The organism is Flavobacteriales bacterium, from assembly GCA_020635855.1.
In the GTDB taxonomy this organism is placed as follows: Bacteria; Bacteroidota; Bacteroidia; order JACJYZ01; family JACJYZ01; genus JACJYZ01.
Genome location: JACJYZ010000004.1, coordinates 766,856 through 785,527, shown reverse-complemented (window position 1 = coordinate 785,527; position 18,672 = coordinate 766,856). Strand labels below are relative to the sequence as shown.

Sequence of the window (18,672 nt, the reverse complement as noted above, 5' to 3'; positions counted from 1 at the left end):
GTGCTGATGTACCGAAAAAACATATTGGTCATAACCTAATGACAGGATGGGAAACGATCAACAAAATCCACTTCTTGAGGTTACATTTGAATTCGCACTGGCTATTATGCAGTTTTCCGAAGAATTGGAAGGTTTAAAGAAATACGTAATTGCCAAACAACTGCTGAGGTCCGGCACAGCAATCGGTGCTCTGGCAAGGGAAGCACAAATGGCGGAAAGCAGAGCGGATTTCATTCATAAATTGAAAATTGCCCAAAAAGAAGCCGAAGAAACGGAGTATTGGCTGCTCCTATGCAAGCATTCAACAAATTATCCAAACACTGATGAGCGGCTTACGAACAACCTGGTATCGATAAAGAAATTGTTATCCCGGATCATATCTACAGCTATACAAAACGAAAATTCATCAAAAAAGATGACGTCCCGCATGTCATCAACACATTAGCACATCAGCATATTAACACATTATCCCGGCCCCGTAGTTCAATGGATAGAATAGAAGTTTCCTAAACTTTAGATACAGGTTCGATTCCTGTCGGGGCCACGAAAACAGCAAGAGCATACAGTGAGGAGCATACAGTAACTCACCGTATGCTCTTGCTGTTTTTAGTGCCTGCGTACCGATCAAGTGGAATGTGTTTATCCATGACGAAAATCCAATGCCGGAGGCATTGAATGTTTATAGAAGATTGCATAGGTAGGATGATGTACGACCCCGACGGGGTCGCAGAATTATCCAACATCCGTGTTTTCTATAAACGTTGAATCCCGCTGGGATTCTTTCTTTTGTCGATGGGTGTTTGTCTCACATTCACTTGCCGGCAGTACATCGTGACGGTTCGAAGTCATGTCGATTTAGCGCCACAAAACAGCAACAGCATACAGAAACTCCGATTCACCATATACCCTTGTTGTCTTTGTCTCTGTTGCTGTATGCTCACACTGTATGCTGACTTCTCTCCTAACCGAGATTACAAATTCCTATCTTTGCTATATGACCAATCTCAGGGACATAACCACAGTGCTTGCCGGACACAAGAATGCCTTGTTCAGGAAATACGCCATCCGGTCATTGGGTATTTTCGGATCATATGCCCAAAACCAACAAAAGGAAGAAAGCGACATAGATATCCTGGTCGAATTTGAAAAACCCGTGGGGATGGAGTTTATAGACCTGGCTGATGAACTGGAAAAGCTACTTCATACCAAGGTTGATCTCGTTTCAAAAAAGGGCATAAAACAGAAGTACATGGATGTGATCACAAAAAGCCTCATTTATGTCTGAAAGAAGTCCTGGCTTACTACTGGAAGATATACTTGACAGCATTGAAAAGATCCAGTCCTATACAGCAGGGTTTTCCTTTGACGACTTTATGAACGATTCTAAAACAGTGGATGCGGTCATCCGCAATTTTGAGATCATCGGTGAAGCAGCTGGCAGGATACCGGATCATGTCAAAACCGATTATCCGGCGGTTGACTGGCACCGTATCCGCGGATTCAGAAACCGTATCGTACACCACTATTTCGGTATTGATTACGAAATCGTTTGGGAAATTATTCAGAACAACCTGGATGAGTTGAAAGACCAAATAAAACAGGTTTTCAACGATCTGCATTAATCACCGCCTTCAAATCCTCCAAAAAGTTCGATTTCCGTCCCCTCCGGTCCACAAAAACAGTGTGAGTGTGGAGTTTGAGTTTTGATGTCAGGCTCCACACACTGTTTTACCTTAAGACTCACACTGGAACTCTCACTGCATTTTTTATTTCTCATACACTCCTTCCGGTATATTTATCCATGACAGTACGACCCCGTTGGGGTCGCAGCATTTTCCATTGTTCACGTTTTCTATAAACATTGAATCCCGTTGGGATTCTTTCCTCCATTGGTGGGTTTTTATCTCACCTTCACTTGTCCGTAGCACATCATGACGGTTCGAAGTCATGTCGACTTAGCGCCACGAAAACAGCAAGCGCATACAGTGAGTGCATACAGTAACTCACCGTATGCTCTTGTGTTTTTTAGTGCCTGCGTGCCGATCAAGTGGAACGTGTTTATCCCATGACGGAAACCCAATGCCGGAGGCATTGAATGTTTATAGAAGATTGCACAGGTAGGATGAGGTACGACCCCGTTGGGGTCGCAGAATTTTGCATTGTCCGTGTTTTCTATAAACATTGAATCCCGCTGGGATTCTTTCATTCATCGATGGATGTTTACCCCCCAGTCGCTTGGTAGCAAAGACATCGTCAAACCCCAACTGATCGGGGACTGCTGTATGCACTCACTGTATGCTCTTGCTGTATGCTGTTGCTGTATGCTGTATGCTGTTGCTGATAAACCGTACCTTTCACTCCCTATTTAACCCCATCACACCCATGTCAGACGGTACCATACGCGCAAACATCCGCATCGGCCAAACGGTGAAAGTGGTTCAGAAGCACGAACAGAAAACCGGGCGGCTGACCCATGGCCGTGTAAAAAGAATCCTTACCAGCGCAGCCGTGCACACCCGCGGGATCAAAGTGATGCTGGAATCCGGTATTGTGGGAAGGGTTCGGGAGATCGTAGATTGATGCTACATCCCTGCTTGCCATCTGTTAAAATCACACCTTCATCGACGGATCAGCCGGAGTCAAGCATTTGCAGCACCCCTAGTCTTAAAAGTCACCCAGCCCTCATGTCGCCAACCGACTCATCGCCCTCACACATATTTCCCTGATTTTTAACCGTCTGGTTTCTCAGCGTTCCCTTGTGTCTCACGCTCTACATGAACCTGGAGTTAAGATTCCACTTGAACTCCGGATTTTTTTGCCCGTATTCCGCCATTTCCTTACTTTAGCGCTGCTTAATTTTTCGGTGAACTAACTACGCATCATGAATCTGGCTCATCCCGTTAAGCTGGCATTATCATTCGGATTACTCCTGCTGACCTGTTCCGGTATGGCACAGGTTCAAACCAATGTGGACTACAAACTTTTCCACATGGGAGGCGAAACATCCGTGAGGTCCGGCCTGGCACTCTCCCCCGACGGAAACACCGTTGCCTGCGCCGGCGCGCAAGGCTTTCCGCTTTTCCTCTACGACTGGCGCAACGACAAAATCCTGAAGAAATTCGACGTGGGCAACTGGTATGCCGGTGCCAAGGTGGAGTACTCCGCCAAGGGAACCTACCTGTTGCTGCAACAAACCTTCTACATCGACTGGGCGCCGAACAAAGACCGCGAGGTGGACTTTGAGATCGTGAATGCCGAATCCGGCGAAATCGTGCAAAAGATCAATGCCGCACACTCTGTAGCGATCGCGTATGACGAAAGCTTTTACGTGGTATTGCAAGGAGATGATGTAAGCTTTTACGAGCTGCCCTCTGGCAGAATGATGAGGAAGTTCACAGTGGAGAATGCCACCAATGCCGTGGCGATCAGTCCGGATGGAAAACAGGTGGCCGTTTCGCACATGCCCACCGCCCAGCTTCTGCAGGATGTTCCCAGCATTCGTCTCGACAAGAAAGCCATCAAGCCTGCCCTGAAGTACCGGCAAATGATCAGCATCTACGACGCAGGATCCATGGAGCTGATCAAAACCATCAATGAGATCTACGACATCATCTACAGGCTCCAGTATTCACACGATGGCTACCGCCTGTTCAGTTACAGCATCCCGCACACCAAGATGCAAACCTCCACGGCCGGACGCCAGGGATACATCTATATGATCCGCATGCCCGAGGGAGACGTCCTCCGTACCTCCTTTATGTCACTGGCCCCTTACGAACCCGACTTCACCGAGAACAACGAAAAGACCCTCTTCGGTGTGGTGTCGTTTGATGTGGCGCCCCAGATCAACCTCTATGATTTCGAAAAGGGAAAACTGGAAAACCGGTTCGACACACGCCAGCGCCTCCGGGATGCCATCAACAACAAAATGGCCGGTGACAGCCGCGCCAGCTTTGCCTTTCTACCCGATGATTCGATCATCATCGTAACAGGAAACCAAACCATTATATGGAAACCGGAATGATCAGATGGACCAAACTCGGCATGGCCCTGTGCCTGGTATTCATGATGGGCGCCTTGGGTGCGCACGCACAGAAAACCCTTATCAGCGACCAGGAAGAAGTGATACAGGCCGCCGCCAAGGTGATGGATGAAGCCATGAAAACAGGAAGCTTGAGTGAGCTGAAACAGGAACACAGCATCACCGGATCCTATATCATGGATGTCACCATCCGCAACAAAGGCGAAGTGGTATCCATTTTTGTGGTGGAAAGAAACGGCGGCTCCATCGAATTCCAGAACATGGTAAAAGATGCCATCAAAGCCATGAAGATGGGTTTCCGCATGCCCAAGAACAAAAACTACAAGTTCCGCTACATGTTCAATTTCGACAATTAATTTCATTCTTATCGATCCAACCCTAACTCCTTTCAAATGAAAAAGTCAATCTTCATTCACAGCCTTCTGGCAATGTCTGCACTTACGTGCTTTGCCCAGGAGGATATGACCACCGTTTGGGAACAACGACTTGAACACAGCATTGCCTACTCAGGTACCGGACTCGAAGAAAGAGGCTACAGCTACGCAGCATCCGACAAGGAAATGACCGTTTTCAGCAACAAAGACGGACATACCATCTGGAGCAAGCCCTTTAAAGAAATCGCTCCCAACCTGCGCAAGATTGACGAACTTATCCCCTTCTGGGAATCCAATACCGTTTTCCTGTTCGAAAGGAAGATGGGCAAAGACCAGGTGGCCTGCATCGACATTGAAAAAGGTACCGTGCTGTGGACCACCGATAAGTACCAGAACCTGTCGGAAGACAACGTGGTGTACATCGCCGAAAAGGAAGGCTTTGCGCTTTCACTGAAAGAAAGCCTCGTGTTCATCAAAGCCCGCACAGGCGAAGAGCTCTGGAGCACTTCCAAGTTCAAGGGTGTTGTGGGTAAATACGTGTACCGCGACAACCAGATCGTGACCGTGAACTTTGTACCCGGTGGCCTCGCCGCCCTGTTCAGCGGTTTCAAGAACCAGATCGCAAAGATCGACCTGAACAACGGAGATGTACTCTGGGAACAAACCTACGTAGGCCGTGCCGAACGTAAAGTGGTTACCCGCGAGTTCGTTTTCGACCTCGACCTGAAAGATGACATGGTGGTGCTGAAAATGAACGGTATCCAAACCTATGACTGGAAAACCGGCGCCAAACTGTGGGCCGCCGCCTTCGACTTCACAGCCGATGTGGTGGGTTCACCTGCCGGCGCAACCGCATTCGGTATCTATGGCGCCGTTGCCGAACCCATCTGGGACGGTGACGATGTGTACGTACTCGACATGTCGAACAAGAAAAGCCAATACGTGAAGAAGTACGACCGCAACACAGGTAAACTGCTGTGGACTTCTCCCGAGATCAAAGGTGCACGTGCCATCCCGGCAATGGGACTGGCAGGCGACAAGATCATCCTCCAGATCGGTGGCACCGTGGAATGCCAGGCCATCATCCGCAAGAAAGACTCAGAAGGCAACATCACGATTGAACGCAAAGTATGGTGGCCGGATGTAAAACCCTGGGGCCTGAAAGCCATCAACACCAATGACGGTTCCGTTGCATGGGAGTCTGAGCGCTTTAAGAAAGGGATCTCCAACTCATTCACCGTGGGCGACAATGCCATCGTTTGTAGCGGTAAAGCGATTTACTCCCTGAAAGTAGCCGACGGTACCGAAGTGTATGAAGTGGAACTGAAAGACGACGACATCGGCCGTGGCGAACAACTGATGCTCTACGAAGACAAGGCGATCGTTATCGGCAGCAAAGGTGTTTCCTCACACAACGTAAGTGATGGTAAACTCGTGGCTTCCGGCAGGTACAAGTCATCTGCCCTGGAAGACTCGAAAGGCGATTACCTGATTATGAAAACCGAAGGCGCCGACATCGCTTCCTTCTACCTGAAAGATTGCACATACAAGAAATTCAACGCCCGCAAAGGCGCCACCACCACCCTCACCGAAGAAGGGGATTATGTGTATGTGTATGAAAAGAAAACGGTGACCAAAGTAGCCACCAAGTAATACCACAAATGACAACTTCAACAGGCGGTCGGATCTCATCCCTCCGCCTGTTTTTCTAACCAGCCATCCTATGCGCAAGATTTACATCCTCTTCACATTGGCCTGCCTCACCCTGCATGCACAGGCACAACTGATCACAGACGGTCTGTACTATGACGAAGGCAAAAAACTCTATGACGACGGTGATTACAAGGCCGCAGCCAGCAAACTGCTGAAAGCCTACAACGCCGACCCAAAAAATGCCGATGTACTGAACTACCTGGGACTTGCCCTGTATTACAACGACAAGTACGCCGACTGTGTGAAATACTTCGAGGAACTGCGCGCGTTGAAACCCGATTACTGGGCCTGGTTCTACTACGAAGCCGGCAATGCGTACCAGCAATTGGGACAAACCGACAAGGCGGTGGACTGGCTGCAGGAGTTCGGCAAAAGGTATTCACGGGAAGCCGATAAGGCACGTTTCCTGCACCAGGGCGACTGGATGCTGTACTATGCGCAGGAAAGTCCGATCGTGCGCAAGGATGCCGTTTCCAACCTGAAAGCGCCCGTAAAGCTGAGCGCCACCGTGAACTCCGAATGGGATGATTACATGCCTTCCACCAACCCCACCGGTACACGCATTTATTTCACCAGCATGCGCAAAGGCGGTTTCTCACCGGAGAAAGCGGAAGACGAAGAAGGCGATGAAGACCTCTATTATACCGACCAAGTGAACGGCCAATGGCAGAAACCCGTGCTGCTGCCGGCCCCTTTGAACTCAGCCAACAACGAAGGCGCGCCGGCCTTCTCAGCAGACGGACAAACCATGGTGTATATCGCGTGCGGCAGAGATGAAGGCATGGGCAACTGCGACATGTACATCTCCGAACTGGACGGCGACAAATGGAGTGCACCAATCAACATGGGCAACATCATCAATTCCGACTCATGGGACTCGCAACCCACGCTGTCATCCGACGGCCAGCACATCTACTTCTGCTCCGACCGTGAAGGTGGATACGGTGGTGAAGACATCTACATGCTTGAAAAAAACCGGTTCGGTAAATGGGGTCCGGCCATGAACCTCGGCCCCACCATTAACACACCGTTCGACGACAAATCCCCGTTCATCAGTCCGGATGCCAAAACCCTGTACTTCGCTTCCGACGGACATCCGGGTTTCGGTAAGTTCGACATCTTCAAGAGCGTATTCGAAAACGGGAAATGGAGCGAACCCTCCAACCTGGGCAACCCCATCAACACCGACAAAGACGACCTGTACTTCACCATCGGAGGATCCGGCGAAGTGGGTTATATGGCTTCCGAGCGTGGCGGCAACAACCTCGACCTGTACTCGGTGGAGATCCCGGAAGACCTGCGCCCTACACCCACCATGGTGATCACCGGCACCGTTCGGAACTTCAAAACGCAGGACCCGCTTGGCGCATGGGTGCTGGTGGAAGACCTGACCACAGGTGAACTCATCGCCACCAGCAAGAGCAACTCCAAAACAGGCGCCTACCTGGTGGTACTGCCGGTGGGAAAACTGTATGGCGTATCCGCCACCCGCGAAGGGTACTTCTTTTACTCAGATAACTTCGACCTGCCGGAAGATGCAAAATACAAGGAAGTGAAGCGCGACATCGACCTGAAACCGATCGAGAAAGGTACCAAGGTGGTGATGAACAACATCTTCTTCGAAACCGGAAAAGCCGAACTCAAACCCGAAAGCTACCTGGAACTCAACAAGGCCATCCAACTGATGAAAGCCAACCCGTCCATGGTCGTGGAAGTGGGCGGACATACCGACAACGTGGGTTCGGATGATGCCAACATGAAACTGTCACACGACCGTGCGAAATCGGTGATGGATTACCTCACCAAATCAGGCATTCCGGCAGCCCGGTTACAGGCAAAAGGATACGGGGAAACACAACCGATCGCCACCAACGACACGGAAGAAGGACGCGCCGCCAACCGCCGCACGGAGTTTGTAATACTGGAAGACTGATCGGACGTTCGCGTCATTCATACTCTTCTTCCTGGTATTCCGCGTCGATGTTGATCTGCCACACACTCATGTGGTGGTCGGGGAACAGGTAGTTGCGCACAGCTACAAGTCCCGAATAAATGGAATGATCCTGGTTGTTGTATTTGTAGAGTCCGCCACGGCCCACCGGACTCACATTCCGTATCCGGTCCAGGTGATCTTTCAGGACATTGAACGGCTGCTCGTAACCCATGAAGTAGGTGGGATAGCTTTCCCGTTCCCGGATCACCGATACGCCTTTCACTTTGCTGGTGCCGACGAGGCCCAGGCGGCGTACTTCTTCAACGGCCAGCTGCATCAACGCCTCATCATCCATCTTCCACAACGTTTCATGTTCGAAGGTGAAATACTCGGCACTCACAGCGGTAAAGCCGGATTTCTCCACCATATCAGATGCAAAATTGTTGTAGTTGGCCAGCCGAGCCATCTGAAAAGAAGGATCATGGATGTAGATCCATTGATCCGGAAAAAGGTCTGTTCCTTCCACCAGCATGTTCACGGTGATGTGCGCACGGTAGTAGAGTTGTTTGCACGCCTCGGCAACGGCAGGTGGCGGTGGCACCGACAGGCGTTCAAAAAACGCGGTGATCGGTGCGCTGTTGAAGAAATGATCGGCCGTGATGGTGCTAAGGTTGCCGGCGGCATCTTTCACTTCAAGGGAAACCAGGCGGTCAGATTCAAGCTGATACGACATCACCTCGGTAGCCAGCATCACGCGTCCGCCTGCTTTTGTGATGACATCGGCCATGGCCTCATACATCTGGCCCGCTCCCTTACGCGGATAATAGAACGATTCCACCAGGGATTTCGCCTTTGCGGTTCCTCCGAACACTTTTTTTACCACCTCTGTGAAATTGAGCCCCTTGATCCGTTGCGCCGCCCATCTCGCTTCGATCTCACTGCATGGAATGCCCCATACTTTCTCAGTATAGTATTTGAAAAAAGTGCGGTACAACCTGCCCCCGAACTTGGCGGTCACCCAGTCTTCAAACGTACGGATGTTGCGCCGGGGAATGATGCGCTCACGGATATACGACAGAAAGCTGAGAAAAGAAGACCAGATGCCCAGTTTGATCAGCACATCTCCCGCCTTGATGGGATAGTTGAACAGCTTTCCGCGGTAAAAAATACGCGTCGTACGGCTAACGGTGATAAAGTCATCTCCGAGCAAGCGGAACCAAAGGGCTTTCACTTCGGCATTTTTGGTGAAGTAGCGATGCGGACCGATATCAAAACGGGCACCGTCCCCCGGTGATGACACGGTGCGGGCCAGGCCGCCCACCATCTCATGCCGGTCGATCACAATCACGTCCGTGGTGCCGTGTTGCACCAGTTCATAGGCCGCTGCCAGTCCTGCCGGACCCGCCCCTATCACACATATTTTCGCTTTGATTCCGGACATGGTTACAGCAGCAAAAATAGACGAAAACACGAGAAGGGAATGATCCTGGCCGGCACCAGCAAACAACACACAATGCATCCGTGTCTTACATTCGTAAGTTTGTGCAGCACTTTTTCCCGCATACTTCCATCCCTTTTCTACTTTTACAGCGCAACTAAAATCATGGACCAGCAAACGGCATTGGCAATATTGAAATCGGGCAGGAATGTGTTCCTCACCGGATCCGCCGGCAGCGGGAAGACCTATGTGCTCAGGCAGTACATCCGCTACCTGAAAGACCGGAAAATACCTGTGGCCGTAACGGCATCCACCGGCATTGCGGCCACGCACATGAACGGCGTGACCCTGCATGCGTGGTCAGGCATCGGCATCCGTGACCGCATGTCGGTACAAGACCTGCGGGACCTTAAAACGAAAAAGCATTTCCGCGAGAACATTGAAAAAGCGAAAGTGCTGATCATCGATGAGATCTCCATGCTGCACGGCGCCCAACTCGAGGCGGCCCGTCAGGTATTGAGTTTCCTTCGGAGTAGCAACGAACCCTACGGTGGCATACAGGTGGTTGTGTGCGGTGATTTCTTTCAGCTGCCGCCTGTCGGAAAACGCGAAGAGATCAACAAGAACAAGTTTGCTTTCATGTCGGCTGCATGGCTGGATGCAGGTCTCACCATCTGTTACCTGACCGAGCAACACAGGCAGGAGAATGGTCCCCTGACGCGGATCCTGAATGAGATAAGGGAAGGCCGGACGGGCGAATGGGCCGCCAGGCAATTGCAGGCAACTTCCGCCCATGAGATCGGGGGCGACAACCTCACCCGGTTGTATACACACAACCTGGATGTGGACTACATCAACATACAAAAACTCAACAGCCTTCCGGGTGAAACCAGAACCTTCAGCGCCATTCTGAAAGGCAGAAAGAAGCCCCTGGAAACGCTTCGGAAATCCGTGCTGGCGGAAGAGACGCTCCGTCTGAAGAAAGGCGCCCGCGTGATGTTCGTGAAAAACATGTATGAGAAAGGTGTGATGAACGGCACGCTGGGTACCGTCACCCGGTTTGATTCCGAAGATCTGCCCGTGGTGGAAACCATGGACGGCCGAACCGTTTATGCCGACCACGAAACCTGGTCGGTGGAGAATGCCAAAGGCAAAACCATCGCTTCGTTCGAACAGATTCCGCTCCGGCTGGCATGGGCCATCACCGTGCACAAAAGCCAGGGCATGACGCTTGACGCCGCAGAAATAGACCTGAGCAAAACGTTTGAAAAAGGACAAGGGTATGTTGCCCTTTCACGCTTAAGAGACATCCGTGGACTCCGCCTGGTGGGTTTCAACCAAAAAGCGCTGGAGGTGGATGACCTGGTGATGCGGGCAGATAAGCGCTTCCGTGAATTGTCTGCAGAAGCAGAGGCGCTGGCAACCGCTTCCAACCTCACCCATGAAGCACAACTGTTCATGGAGAAATGCGGAGGTGTGCCACCGGATGAACATTCCCAAGAAGAAACTGCATCCCGCAAAAAAAAGAAAACCACAAAAGGATCCACGTATGATGAAACGCTGGCACTGATACGTGAACATTTATCTGTGGAAGACATGATGGAAAAACGCGGACTGGCACGCGGCACGATCCTGTCACATCTGACCAGGATCAAGAAATCGCACCCGGATCTGGACATGTCCTATCTCGCACCCGGAGCAGAGCTGATATCAGAAGTGAAACAAGCGCTCGGACAACTGAACGCGAACACCCCGCAAGACGCAACCAACCCGATCGGTCTCAAAGATCTGTATGCTGCGATGCACGAAAAAGTGAGTTATGAAAACCTGCGATTGGCCATGCTGTTCATAGAAAGTCCATTCTCCGGGTAAGGCCTTAATGCCATCCACTTAACGCTTACTTTCTATTCCCAATCACCTCGGGTACGTACCGTCGGTAGCCATATGAAATGTTACCGTCCGTTCATGAACTCATTCCGGCACTTCATGTATTTCTGACATATTCCCGCGACGGGCACAGATACATTTGTTCCGGAACGGATCGGACCAATTCCGAAGCAGGGCAAACCCGTTCCGTGGTCTCTTAGGGATCACATGAAGACGCGTCATACCTGTCCAAGGGAACATGCCTGAACACCCTTCAAACTAGTAAGGCAAATAAACCTACAACAATGAAAACCATTCAAAAATCCGTAGCAGCCATCTGCGCGGCCTATGCACTGGTTTTCTTTTCCGCTTGCGAAAAGGAAGCCATTACCACCCAGAAACAGGTGAGTGAAAAAATTCAGACCAACGAATCACACCTGACCGCAGAAGAAACCCTGCTGGCAAGAATCGATATGGGCAAAGACGGTTTCGTGGAATTCTCTCAATTCCCGGACGGCGAAGTATTGGCAGCCGGTGTACTGAACAAGGATGTATTGCCTGAGGCAGCCGGACAACTGACCCCTGTTCAATTTTATGAAGCCCTTTCGCATCAGGCTGCACCACAGCAACTGAAAACGGCGTTCGCACAGGCAGAAGCCAATTACACACAGGCGCCCATGATCCAGAAGGAGTTTGTTTCAGAACCCGCTGAAGAAAACGTGCCGATGATGAGCGCCAGTCAGTTCCAAAGCAACTACTGCAATGGCGGCTGGGACTACCTCTACTGCTGGGTGAATCGTACAGGTACCAGCTATGTAGAGAATTACAAGTTCTCCATGCACACCAACGCAAGCCCTTACCGTGGCACCATCCGCCACCGCCTGCGTTACAAGTCATGGGGCAGCTGGCACACAGTTCGTGACTTTACACTGCTGCAGAACCAGTCCGACTACATTTACTCTTCCGGTACCTGGAGAACCCGTGAATCGAAAGTGTTCGAAGCCGATGGTGACGGATACCACCATTGCATCCGCGGTACCAACTAAAACCTGCTTTGAGGTAAATTAAAAAAAGGGGACGGTGATCGTCCCCTTTTTTTGTTTGTATCTGTTAGATATCAGGATCGCACCCGGGCGGTTTCCGGCACCATCTCGTGGCCGAAGTCCCACAACGTTTGTACATGTGAACGCAGTGCCGCTCCCAATGATCCGTACTCATTGTAAGGGAGGTTAAATTCCTCTGCCGTTGCCTTGATGATGGGCGCAATCTGCGGGTAATGAATGTGACACACCTTGGGAAACAGGTGATGTTCAACCTGAAAATTCAATCCGCCTACAAGGAACGTCACAAGTTTGCTGCCCGTAGCAAAATCCGCAGTGGTATACATCTGATGCACCGCCCATGAACGTGTAAGTTCGTTTTCATCTCCGGGAATCGGGAACTGCGCTTTCTCCACTACGTGTGCCAGCTGGAACACAATGGAAAGCACCAGGCCTTCCACCATGTGCATGAACACAAATCCGGCTGCAATCGCATACCATGGCAATGAAATGTACATGATGGGCAGAACAATGAACAGCGCATAGTACAGGATCTTGTAACCCAGCAGACGGATGAATTCCCTTACCGGGTGTTTGCGGCCTGCAGCTGACTGGAAATCCTGTCTGAAGAAGTTCACGTAATCACGGATGAACACCCACGACAAGGTGGCCAGCGGGTACAGCAGAAATGCATAAATGTATTGGAAGCGATGAATCTTCATCAGTTCCTTGTGGGGCTCCATGCGCAGGATCTTTATCTGCATGATGTCGTCATCATGACCCGGCACATTGGTGTAGGTATGGTGAATGATGTTGTGTTTGATGCGCCACATGAAATCGTTTGCCCCAACAATATTGAAGACGAGGCCCAGCATTTTGTTCACCCAGCTTTTGGGTGAGAACGAACCGTGAACCGCATCATGCGCGATGTTGAAGCCGAGCAACGCCGTGAGGAAACCGTTGCAGCCGGCAATCAGCAGCAACACCCATGGGTTGATGGGAAGATAAAACGACACATAGCTCAAAACGAACAGGCTGAAAAGGAAGATCGCCTTGCGGGTCATTTTGGCATTGCCGTAGGTAGATTGCCCGGTTTCCTCAAAATACCGCTGCACACGTTGCCGTGCCACATGGTAGAAATCTTGGGATTCGGGTCGCTGAAAGCCTGGGCGTACTGTTTTCTCGGTTACGGTTTCTTGCATCAGATCATCATTCTCCCGGCTCATGTCCACAGTTATATTATGTCTGAGGCAATTGAGGGTCCAGTTCCGGATCCGGGTAAGCGTTCGACGCGGCAAAAATACACTTTAAAATCTTTATTTGTCAGCATTTTCCGCCGGAACATCCCTAAGGCTTTGCAGGTGTACTGTTTCCCCCGTCCAACGCAACATGCCAGTGTCCGTCCTCCCCCTTCCTCCATGCAGTGAAATAGTTGCCGTAGTAGACCGTATCACCGGTCCCGTATGTCCAGTTTCCCCAGGTATACCCCAGGTCACAGGATGCGGCCACCCTTGCATCCACAGGTTCCCAGGTGATCCCTTTCGGACCCGGTTTTCCGCCGTTGCTTTCGATGTACGCCGCCTTGCCGATGATGGGCATGGAACCATCGTTCAGTTTTACAAAATCATCTGCTGCATAATCCGACAAAGCTTTGAAGAAACCTTCCCTGGCTGCCAGTGCACTCATGTCCAGGTCGGTTTGTTTCAATGTGGCTGATTCAGACACCGGATCGGATGCGGGTGAGGTGCATGCTGTGATGCAGGCAACCATCAGGGTGAAGAGAGCGTGTTGTTTCATCCCACCAAGATACAACCGTATTGCATCTTCACTGACCGTTGTCGAACTGAATGTCTTCCTTCTGTTTCTGGTAAGCCTTGCCGAACTGCCAGGTGAACCCGATGTACAGGATCTGTGACCTGCGGTGGGACACATATACCTGGTCCATCTCGGGTGTATGCAACACTTCTCCCCAGCGGGAGGTATTGAATACGTCCGACACCGTCACTACCAGTGATGCCTTGTCATCCCATAACTTTTTACGTGCACCGAGGTTGCACACGAATGAACCTTTGCTTCTGCCCTGTGCACCAAGCCTGGGTGCATTGTACCTGGTGGTTACCTGTACCAGGGTTTTCCGGGGGAGGTACACATTGCTATTAACCCGGGCTGACCAGGTAACGTTTGACTTCGGTGTGGTATATCCCAGGTTGATGGCATTCACCTCATTGTAGTAAACTGTTCCGCTTCCCTGCACCGACAACCACCTGAACGGCTTTCCCTGGAACGTACTTTCCCAGCCCGCCGCCTGCTCAGAGGCGAGGTTGTCCAGCGTGGTCAGGATGACGGAATCCATGATGGTGCTTGTCACTTCTTCCAGTGCATCGAATACATAGCGGTAAAACAGTGTGCTGCTCCAGCTAGCCTTTGATGCCGTTCGCTGATAACCCAGTTCCACGGAATGGATTTGTTCGGGCTTCAGTGCTGGGTTTCCCGCTTCCACATGGCGGGGATCGTTGTATTCGCCGAAAGGGTTCAATTCATCTCCGTCGGGCCGGTTCACACGTCGGGTATAGCTGAACTGCCATTCCTTTCCTTCACCCGCTTCATGGTTCAGGTGCAGGCTCGGATACAATTTGAAGTAGTGATTCGGGATCAGTGAATCGGTATTGAGCAGGTGGGATGAGAGGATGGATTGTTCTGCACGCACACCAACCATCACGCCCAGGTTCTCCAGGTCAAACCCGTAAGTGGTATACATGGCATGCAGCTGCTGGTTGATGCGGAAGCGGTTGGATTTGATCAGGTCTTTTTTCCAGTTACCTGCCACGGTGTCAAGGTAGGTTCCGGAATAGCGGATGTAATCTGCATTGTAGGTTCCCTCGTAACCGGCTTCCAGCTCACGGTCTTCACCCAACGGAAGCGTATACTCCACCACACTTTCAACCTGCTTGCCCGACTTGCGTATCTCCACCTCACTCTGGTAATTTTCCCTTTCCGGGTATTGATAGGTTTCGTTGAAGCCGTTCCACTCTTTCTCACTGTATGTAGAAGCATTCAGTTCGAATTGAATGGCGTGGTCTTCTTTCCCGAACTGATGTTCAAATCCCGCACTTCCTTCCACCTCGTATTCATCTTCCCTTCCATCCTGTTGCGTCAGGAAGTTTTCGGTAACGGCGTGTTGCAGGTCATAGCTGACGGTGGAAAATTCCTTTGGCCGGTCCATGCCCCGGTAGTATCCGTTTCCGTTGAGAGAAAACACATTTTTGTTGTTGATGTGCCATTCTCCGCCCACATTCGCGGTGTGCGATACCGAACGATATCTGCCATCCGTATTGCGCTCATAATAGCTTTCCGGCATTCCGGTTGAATCCAGATAGGTCCGCTCATCCGAGATGGTTCGCAATCGCTGGTCCCACCGTACCCCATAGTTCCCGAACAGGTTCACCTTTTTCTTTTGTATGCCCAGCATCAGGTTGGTATTGTACCGACCACCGTTTCCGGCATTGGCGCTCAGCGTACCGTTGAATCCCTCTTTGCGGTCTTTCTTTAACACGATATTGATGATACCGGCTGCTCCATCGGGTCTGAATTTCGCAGACGGATTGGTGATGACTTCAATGCGCTCGATGCTGGAAGCCGGTATCTGCTGGAGGGCAGCGGCCGGGTTTATTCTGAGCAGGGCGGAAGGACGACCGTTGATGAAGTATGTCACATTCGAAGAACCCCTCAGACTGACATCACCTTCGGCGCTCACGGAAACCGACGGTATGTTCTCAAGCACCTCCGAAGCAGAACCCGACTGGCCCTGGATGTCCTGGTCCACGTGATAGACTTTTCGGTCAAGATCCATCTCCATCAGGGGCCGCTCTGCGGTGATCTCGGTTTCCTGCAACTCCTGTGAAACCGGTTCGAGTGAAATCTTTCCCACCTCAATTGCCTTACCCGAAGTACGCAGGTTGTTCACCACCTGTTCCGCATACCCGATGAAGGTCACCCGCAGGCGATACGTTCCTTCAGGCACATCCCTGAACACAAACTGACCGGTGCCTGATGTAGTGGTACCCTGCACCAGGGAGCTGTCTGCCTGTCGGAACAAACCCACGTTGGCAAAGGGCAGTGCTTCATCATTGCCCGCATCCACAACGGTACCCCGGAGGGTTGAACCGCCCTGGGCAAGTGCACACGATGCACATAACACCATGGCGATCGACAGAAAAATGTACCTGTATGTTTGCATGCGATCCGGAATGTTTGCAGCGAAGATCCGGCAGCAATCTGTAGCAATTCTGAATCAGAATCCGAGAACAAACCGATGCACATCCGGCATGCGGCCTTCATAGCGGATGGTATAGCCCTGCACATCGCAGATTTTCCGTACGATGGACAATCCCAGTCCGAGCGACCGAGACGACGGATCCGCTTTGTGAAAACGCCCGAACAATTTTTCTCCGTCGGCAACCGGCGGTCCCCCGGTGTTTTCCAGCTGCAGTTCACGGCTGGTAAGACGGATGCGGATGATCCCTTGTTCCTTGCTGTGGCGGATGGCGTTACCGATGAGGTTTGACAGGAGTATGTCGGCCAGCACGGGGTTCATCGACAGGGACACATCAGCATCCAACTCCGTTTCCAGTTGCAGGTGTTTTTCATCCATCCATTCACTGAAATTATCCAGGATCGATTGGATCAAAGCCGCCGGCCGGATGAGTGTCTGATCCGGGAACTGCCTGTTCTCTATTTTCGACAGGAGCAGCAACGCCTGGTTCAGTCGCGACAAACGTTGCACGGCCCTCGCCATTCCGGCCAGATCATCCGCATGGTGTATGGCCAGGTCTTCGGCCTGCATCAATGATTCTGCTTTCGACTGCAGGATGGCCAGCGGCGTTTGGATCTCGTGTGACGCATTTTCTGTGAACTCCTTGAGACTATCGAAAGAAGCATGCACCCGGTCGGTCAGGTGTTTCAGGGCTGCACCCAGTTCACGGAATTCCGCAATAGAAGAAGCGGGAATCTCCAACGCCTGATGTTGTTCCACCTTGTATTGTTGCATCTGCGTCAGCATGCTGCGGAAGGGTTTCCACAGCAGGCGAGACAACAACACATTCAGACCAAGGATGAGCAGCAGCGTAACTCCGAAAAGGGTCAGCACAAGTTTGAGGATCCTTTCGCCGAGGTCGTCCGACTCCAGCATGGAAATGGAGATATCCAGCTTGTAGGCGTTCCCGCCCGCGTCCACACCTGCGATCAATCGCCGGAAAGGAAGGACTTCTTCATCTCCGTCTGCATACCTGAATTGCATGGTGGTGTCGCTGTATTCCTCTTTCACCTTTTGGCCGGCTGGCAATGGAATGATGTGGATCCGTTTGTCCATCGAAACACATGCCGGTTCAGGCGCCTCACCTTTCCGCAGTTGATCCAGGATCACCAGTTTTTCATTGTGGAGTTGTTCATCCGCTTCTTCGCGCATGAGATCTTCAATGGCGAGAAAGAATGCCATTCCCGCCCCGGCGAACACCAATGCGGAGATGATCGTGTACCACAGGGTTGTGATGGTGAAAAGCCTCATTTTGCCTGCCATTTGTAGCCGATGCCATAAACAGTGCGGATGTAGTCTTCTGCCCCGGCCTGCATCAATTTACGGCGCAGATTTTTAATATGGGTATAGAGAAAATCGAAATGATCGGCCATGTCGATGTGGTCGCCCCAGATATGTTCGGACAGGGCTTCTTTACCCACCACCCGGTCGCGGTTGGCCAGGAAGAACGACAGCAATCCGTATTCCTTGGGTGTAAGGATGAGTTCTTCACCGCATACGAACACGCGCCTGGATTGCGGGTCAAGGGTGATCTCTCCGAACACCACTTCGTTGGCGCCCTGGAACCTTCGCCTGCGGATGATGGAATGAATGCGTGCGTTCAGTTCACTCAGGTGAAACGGCTTGGTCAGGTAGTCATCTGCGCCGATGGAAAGTCCCTCAAGCCTGTCGTCGAGTGCATCACGTGCCGAAAGAATAATAAGGCCGGTATCCGGGTGACCGGCTTTCACCTGGCGGATGATCTCCATGCCGTTTCCGCCGGGAAGGTTGAGATCAACCACAAGGCAATCATACACGTACATGGCCACCTTCTCACTCGCTTCCGCGAAATCGGATGCGAGTTCACAAAGAAAGCCCTGATCCTTCAGGTATCCTGCGATGGATGCCTGCAGGTCCGGTTCGTCTTCAATGATGAGGATCTTCATGTCGGAAGCTTATACGTACGGATGCATCG

At 51.4% G+C, this 18,672-nt stretch carries 16 protein-coding genes and 1 tRNA gene; 11 read left to right on the top strand and 6 right to left on the bottom strand.

Going from position 1 to position 18,672, the window contains the following annotated elements; all coding sequences use genetic code 11:
• Positions 1-46: 46 nt before the first annotated feature.
• The 9 genes from H6585_15385 to H6585_15345 all read left to right on the top strand — a co-directional run bounded on the left by H6585_15385 (position 47) and on the right by H6585_15345 (position 8,062).
• Positions 47-445 (top strand): four helix bundle protein, encoded by a 399-nt coding sequence (locus H6585_15385; protein ID MCB9449713.1) that lies wholly within the window; start codon positions 47-49, stop codon positions 443-445.
• Between the two features lie 27 nt (positions 446-472).
• Positions 473-544 (top strand) — tRNA-Arg (locus H6585_15380).
• Positions 545-994: 450 nt separating this feature from the next.
• Positions 995-1,285 carry a nucleotidyltransferase family protein gene (locus tag H6585_15375; GenBank protein ID MCB9449712.1) on the top strand — a complete coding sequence of 97 codons (291 nt, stop codon included), beginning with the start codon at positions 995-997 and terminating at the stop codon, positions 1,283-1,285.
• Positions 1,278-1,622: a DUF86 domain-containing protein gene (locus H6585_15370; GenBank protein ID MCB9449711.1), complete on the top strand. Its 345-nt coding sequence runs from the start codon at positions 1,278-1,280 to the stop codon at positions 1,620-1,622. The genes H6585_15375 and H6585_15370 overlap by 8 nt, the downstream gene beginning before the upstream one ends.
• 760 nt (positions 1,623-2,382) lie before the next feature.
• Positions 2,383-2,580 carry a YwbE family protein gene (locus H6585_15365; protein ID MCB9449710.1) on the top strand — a complete coding sequence of 66 codons (198 nt, stop codon included), beginning with the start codon at positions 2,383-2,385 and terminating at the stop codon, positions 2,578-2,580.
• A gap of 301 nt (positions 2,581-2,881) precedes the next feature.
• Entirely contained in the window at positions 2,882-4,024 is a 1,143-nt protein-coding gene (locus tag H6585_15360; GenBank protein ID MCB9449709.1) for a hypothetical protein, read from the top strand.
• Complete coding sequence (locus H6585_15355; protein MCB9449708.1) at positions 4,009-4,398, top strand: hypothetical protein; 390 nt, start codon at positions 4,009-4,011, stop codon at positions 4,396-4,398. Before H6585_15360 ends, H6585_15355 begins: the two co-directional genes overlap by 16 nt.
• 36 nt (positions 4,399-4,434) lie before the next feature.
• Positions 4,435-6,069 carry a PQQ-binding-like beta-propeller repeat protein gene (locus H6585_15350; protein ID MCB9449707.1) on the top strand — a complete coding sequence of 545 codons (1,635 nt, stop codon included), beginning with the start codon at positions 4,435-4,437 and terminating at the stop codon, positions 6,067-6,069.
• Between the two features lie 70 nt (positions 6,070-6,139).
• Complete coding sequence (locus H6585_15345) at positions 6,140-8,062, top strand: PD40 domain-containing protein (protein ID MCB9449706.1); 1,923 nt, start codon at positions 6,140-6,142, stop codon at positions 8,060-8,062.
• A 13-nt stretch (positions 8,063-8,075) separates the two neighbouring features.
• On the opposite strand, the gene H6585_15340 is transcribed toward H6585_15345, so the two are convergent.
• Positions 8,076-9,503, bottom strand: a complete 1,428-nt coding sequence (locus tag H6585_15340; protein ID MCB9449705.1) for an FAD-dependent oxidoreductase — start codon at positions 9,501-9,503, stop codon at positions 8,076-8,078.
• A gap of 162 nt (positions 9,504-9,665) precedes the next feature.
• Between H6585_15340 and H6585_15335 the strand changes: the two genes are divergently transcribed.
• On the top strand, positions 9,666-11,372 hold the full coding sequence (locus H6585_15335) for an AAA family ATPase (protein ID MCB9449704.1): 1,707 nt from the start codon (positions 9,666-9,668) through the stop codon (positions 11,370-11,372).
• 299 nt (positions 11,373-11,671) lie between these two features.
• The gene (locus tag H6585_15330) at positions 11,672-12,412 is read left to right on the top strand and encodes a hypothetical protein (protein MCB9449703.1); all 741 of its coding nucleotides are present in this window, start codon (positions 11,672-11,674) and stop codon (positions 12,410-12,412) included.
• Between the two features lie 71 nt (positions 12,413-12,483).
• Here H6585_15330 and H6585_15325 read toward each other — a convergent pair whose 3' ends face one another.
• The 5 genes from H6585_15325 to H6585_15305 all read right to left on the bottom strand — a co-directional run bounded on the left by H6585_15325 (position 12,484) and on the right by H6585_15305 (position 18,643).
• On the bottom strand, positions 12,484-13,632 hold the full coding sequence (locus tag H6585_15325; GenBank protein MCB9449702.1) for an acyl-CoA desaturase: 1,149 nt from the start codon (positions 13,630-13,632) through the stop codon (positions 12,484-12,486).
• 121 nt (positions 13,633-13,753) lie between these two features.
• A complete protein-coding gene (locus H6585_15320) occupies positions 13,754-14,203 on the bottom strand; it encodes a hypothetical protein (protein MCB9449701.1) in 450 nt (149 codons plus the stop codon).
• A 28-nt stretch (positions 14,204-14,231) separates the two neighbouring features.
• Positions 14,232-16,643, bottom strand: coding sequence for a TonB-dependent receptor (locus H6585_15315; GenBank protein MCB9449700.1), 2,412 nt, complete (start codon positions 16,641-16,643; stop codon positions 14,232-14,234).
• 54 nt (positions 16,644-16,697) lie between these two features.
• Positions 16,698-17,969, bottom strand: a complete 1,272-nt coding sequence (locus H6585_15310) for a HAMP domain-containing histidine kinase (GenBank protein MCB9449699.1) — start codon at positions 17,967-17,969, stop codon at positions 16,698-16,700.
• Positions 17,966-18,643, bottom strand: a complete 678-nt coding sequence (locus H6585_15305) for a response regulator transcription factor (protein MCB9449698.1) — start codon at positions 18,641-18,643, stop codon at positions 17,966-17,968. The genes H6585_15310 and H6585_15305 overlap by 4 nt, the downstream gene beginning before the upstream one ends.
• Between the last annotated feature and the right edge of the window lie 29 nt (positions 18,644-18,672).

Excerpts from the sequence above, each read along its gene's own strand:
- H6585_15370 (MCB9449711.1), top strand. The coding sequence starts at position 1,278 with ATGTCTGAAAGAAGTCCTGGCTTACTACTGGAAGATATACTTGACAGC.
- H6585_15305 (MCB9449698.1), bottom strand. The coding sequence starts at position 18,643 with ATGAAGATCCTCATCATTGAAGACGAACCGGACCTGCAGGCATCCATC.
- H6585_15315 (MCB9449700.1), bottom strand. The coding sequence starts at position 16,643 with ATGCAAACATACAGGTACATTTTTCTGTCGATCGCCATGGTGTTATGT.
- H6585_15320 (MCB9449701.1), bottom strand. The coding sequence starts at position 14,203 with ATGAAACAACACGCTCTCTTCACCCTGATGGTTGCCTGCATCACAGCA.
- H6585_15345 (MCB9449706.1), top strand. The coding sequence starts at position 6,140 with ATGCGCAAGATTTACATCCTCTTCACATTGGCCTGCCTCACCCTGCAT.
- H6585_15375 (MCB9449712.1), top strand. The coding sequence starts at position 995 with ATGACCAATCTCAGGGACATAACCACAGTGCTTGCCGGACACAAGAAT.
- H6585_15355 (MCB9449708.1), top strand. The coding sequence starts at position 4,009 with ATGGAAACCGGAATGATCAGATGGACCAAACTCGGCATGGCCCTGTGC.
- H6585_15335 (MCB9449704.1), top strand. The coding sequence starts at position 9,666 with ATGGACCAGCAAACGGCATTGGCAATATTGAAATCGGGCAGGAATGTG.
- H6585_15350 (MCB9449707.1), top strand. The coding sequence starts at position 4,435 with ATGAAAAAGTCAATCTTCATTCACAGCCTTCTGGCAATGTCTGCACTT.
- H6585_15365 (MCB9449710.1), top strand. The coding sequence starts at position 2,383 with ATGTCAGACGGTACCATACGCGCAAACATCCGCATCGGCCAAACGGTG.
- H6585_15340 (MCB9449705.1), bottom strand. The coding sequence starts at position 9,503 with ATGTCCGGAATCAAAGCGAAAATATGTGTGATAGGGGCGGGTCCGGCA.
- H6585_15360 (MCB9449709.1), top strand. The coding sequence starts at position 2,882 with ATGAATCTGGCTCATCCCGTTAAGCTGGCATTATCATTCGGATTACTC.
- H6585_15330 (MCB9449703.1), top strand. The coding sequence starts at position 11,672 with ATGAAAACCATTCAAAAATCCGTAGCAGCCATCTGCGCGGCCTATGCA.
- H6585_15325 (MCB9449702.1), bottom strand. The coding sequence starts at position 13,632 with ATGAGCCGGGAGAATGATGATCTGATGCAAGAAACCGTAACCGAGAAA.
- H6585_15310 (MCB9449699.1), bottom strand. The coding sequence starts at position 17,969 with ATGAGGCTTTTCACCATCACAACCCTGTGGTACACGATCATCTCCGCA.
- H6585_15385 (MCB9449713.1), top strand. The coding sequence starts at position 47 with ATGGGAAACGATCAACAAAATCCACTTCTTGAGGTTACATTTGAATTC.